This is a genomic window from Candidatus Methylacidiphilales bacterium, assembly GCA_025056655.1.
Lineage (GTDB): Bacteria > Verrucomicrobiota > Verrucomicrobiia > Methylacidiphilales > JANWVL01 > JANWVL01.
In genome coordinates, this window is sequence record JANWVL010000041.1 from 1 (window position 1) to 2718 (window position 2718).

The 2718-nt window shown below is 37.9% G+C and carries 6 protein-coding genes; all 6 read right to left on the reverse strand.

Annotated elements, in window-relative coordinates; translation table 11 throughout:
* On the reverse strand, positions 1 to 199 hold a 199-nt coding region (locus NZM04_01775), incomplete at its 3' end, for a hypothetical protein (GenBank protein MCS7062773.1).
* A 200-nt stretch (positions 200 to 399) separates the two neighbouring features.
* A complete protein-coding gene (locus tag NZM04_01780) occupies positions 400 to 804 on the reverse strand; it encodes a hypothetical protein (GenBank protein MCS7062774.1) in 405 nt (134 codons plus the stop codon).
* Positions 805 to 839: 35 nt separating this feature from the next.
* Positions 840 to 1331: a hypothetical protein gene (locus tag NZM04_01785; GenBank protein MCS7062775.1), complete on the reverse strand. Its 492-nt coding sequence runs from the start codon at positions 1329 to 1331 to the stop codon at positions 840 to 842.
* Positions 1332 to 1441: 110 nt separating this feature from the next.
* Complete coding sequence (lepB, locus tag NZM04_01790) at positions 1442 to 1975, reverse strand: signal peptidase I (protein ID MCS7062776.1); 534 nt, start codon at positions 1973 to 1975, stop codon at positions 1442 to 1444.
* Complete coding sequence (locus NZM04_01795) at positions 1941 to 2378, reverse strand: hypothetical protein (GenBank protein ID MCS7062777.1); 438 nt, start codon at positions 2376 to 2378, stop codon at positions 1941 to 1943. Before NZM04_01795 ends, lepB begins: the two co-directional genes overlap by 35 nt.
* Positions 2379 to 2483: 105 nt before the next feature.
* A partial coding sequence (locus tag NZM04_01800; GenBank protein MCS7062778.1) for a hypothetical protein occupies positions 2484 to 2718 on the reverse strand: 235 nt, incomplete at its 5' end.

Here is a 2718-nt window from a genome sequence, read left to right on the forward strand (position 1 = left end):
TGCCGAGGATCCTTTCTTGCAGATAGCAGGTGTGTGTAATGCAGTTGCCTACCAGGTCGTATGTCCAGCTTTGGGTTTTGCTCGCGTTCGCGTTGTTAACCGTTCCGCATTGCACTTGGGTAACTTGCCCAATGTCGTCGTAGATGTAAAGATCTTTTTTGGTGAAAATGTTATCAGCGGTTTTGATAATTACAGGCATATAGATGGGTGATCGATTGATCCCGGCAACGGGATGGCTGGCTTCCGTGCCGGCTCTGATTTTTCTACGATATTTGGGACAAGGCGGAGCTTGTCCCTCCCGAAAATAACCACGTCCACCAACCCCATGATTTATATATGTGGCGTTAGTTTCAACACATCTTCATTTCAATCAAATACTTCTCTACCACGTCCCCTTTTTTACTCTTTTATTTTCTGCTCGATTTCCTCACCCAGATGAGGAACAGGTATGCGTAACACTCTTTTATTTTGAGCTGATGAACGAGATTGACGAGATGGATTGTCGTAAACATTTACTACCTCCACCTCAACGATACTGCCTCTGCCTTCCCATAACATTTTATAAAAATCATCCATTCCCATACCGTATGGCACATCTCCAATTCTGAGTCCTGCACGCTCCATTATTCCTCCAGGCACGACTTTTGATATGAGTAAAATCTCATGCCCATTAACATAAGGCGATCCATGTTTAAATCCAAGACTATCCTCTAACTTGGGACCAACCTTATCCAACCAATATATCGATGTTTGAATGGTATTTATTAAAAAAATCACAAAAGATACAAAAGATACAAAAGACACAAGCCCTATTATTGTCAAATATTTACATCCAGAACTCATGATACACTTTCCTTGCAACAGCATTCACACCCGCGCGGATCATTAGCGCAATCGCGGCCTTTCTGATTTGCTTTCTGATCCTCTTTACTCCATTTACTATTACTATCCCAGAGTCCTTTGATTGCATCAAGAGCCTCTTTTCCATAATCCAAAACATAAGAATCCAAGTAACCCAAGTTGAAGGGCTGTTGCTTTACTATTTCACAATGAGCCATGCAATGTGCAAGTTTATCCTCATTTTCACCATCAAACTTTCCGTCATCGGGGTCTTTCAGTTGATTATAATAATCCCATGCCTCCCCCCAGCCAAACCATCGCAACCCCTCCGGATCCGTATAATTCACCGCATTATTCCCCACATACCGATACAAGTTTATATCCCCGGAATCGAAGCCGATGAGGTCGGGTTGCAGGAAGCGGCCTGTGATTCTGTTGTAAACCATTTTCTCTATTATAAGATAATCCATCATCTCCTTTATTCGCATCATACGCGCATTGGATAGTTATTCTAACTAGCATGATCCTCATCACTTTAACTTTTCTTAAAACTCAAGCTCTTACTATGGCTGGTGTTATTGATAATTAATATAAGCTCTATTTACCATGTAAAAACCACCTTCCCAATTATTCTACAAGAATCAATACCGCCATGATAACGACTGTCAAAGGAAATTCTGTGATTATCGCCAATTAAAAAATACTCACCTTTCTTGATCTCATAGTATTCTTCTTTGCCATATTTAATTCCATAATTTCTATTTATTTCATTGTAGATATTTTTATATTCTTTTAAATCTAACTCCCTATCATCAATAATTATCTTACTTTCTAAAAATTTAATTCGTTCACAAGGCAGCCCCACAATCCTACCTAAACCTATTCCTTCTGAATAATTCAATTCATAAGCAACAATATCAAATCGATTAAGATTCTCTTTGCATTTTTTAATGAGACACAACGTCCCAGGAAAAATAGTTGGAGACATGCTTTCAGTATGTTGTATATAGATTTTGTATTTAATCGAAAATAAAAATAAAGCTATAAATATTACTAAAAAAAGTCCATAAAGATATTTTTTACAATTATTAGTCATATATTTACCTACCGTTTTTCGGGCAAGGTTTATCTGCATCTATATTTATAGTTTTTTGATATCTATCTGTTATATAATCATAGAAAACTTCATAACAACTGTAAACACAGAATTTCTCAGGACAGCCATATAATTCATGTTTCTCCTCATATTCCAACCTGCATACTTCAAAAGGCTTAGCATCTTTAGCGGGGTTTTTGGGTGTGAATAAACTAGTCCATGGGATTCTAATAAATCCATTTGGATCCGTATAATTCACCGCATTATTCCCCACATACCTATACCAATTCACATCCCCGGCATCGAAGCCGATAGGATCAGGCTGCGGGAAGCTGCGGGTGGTGATATGCCCCAACAAATTCTCGTGCACATAATAATCCACCGTCATCACACCGCTGAGCCCGCTACCATTTGACGGGTAGTTGTCCTGCGATTTTAGCATTTTATTTTAACAGTTTTATACAGAATATGACGGGTTTTGCAATCTTTTTGAATGAAATTTTTAAATCTTCAAACGGCTCATCGAAATAGATACTATCAGAAAAAATTATTTCAAGATTTTGACGTGACACCCCTGATCGGACTGCACATGACAGCCTCCTTGATAAGGCAGAAACATCACATACCCATTGGATGTCTTCAAATATATGATTTTTCTGGTGACAGAATCTGAGTAATCTTCATCGACATATCTTGCGCCATCTATATTTTCTATACTTTCTGGATATTCTCCTGTCTCTGATTTTATATTTTCTATTGCTTTACAAATACCATTAAGAGTT

Excerpts from the sequence above, each read along its gene's own strand:
- NZM04_01785 (MCS7062775.1), bottom strand. The coding sequence starts at position 1,331 with ATGATGCGAATAAAGGAGATGATGGATTATCTTATAATAGAGAAAATG.
- lepB (MCS7062776.1), bottom strand. The coding sequence starts at position 1,975 with ATGCAGATAAACCTTGCCCGAAAAACGGTAGGTAAATATATGACTAAT.
- NZM04_01795 (MCS7062777.1), bottom strand. The coding sequence starts at position 2,378 with ATGCTAAAATCGCAGGACAACTACCCGTCAAATGGTAGCGGGCTCAGC.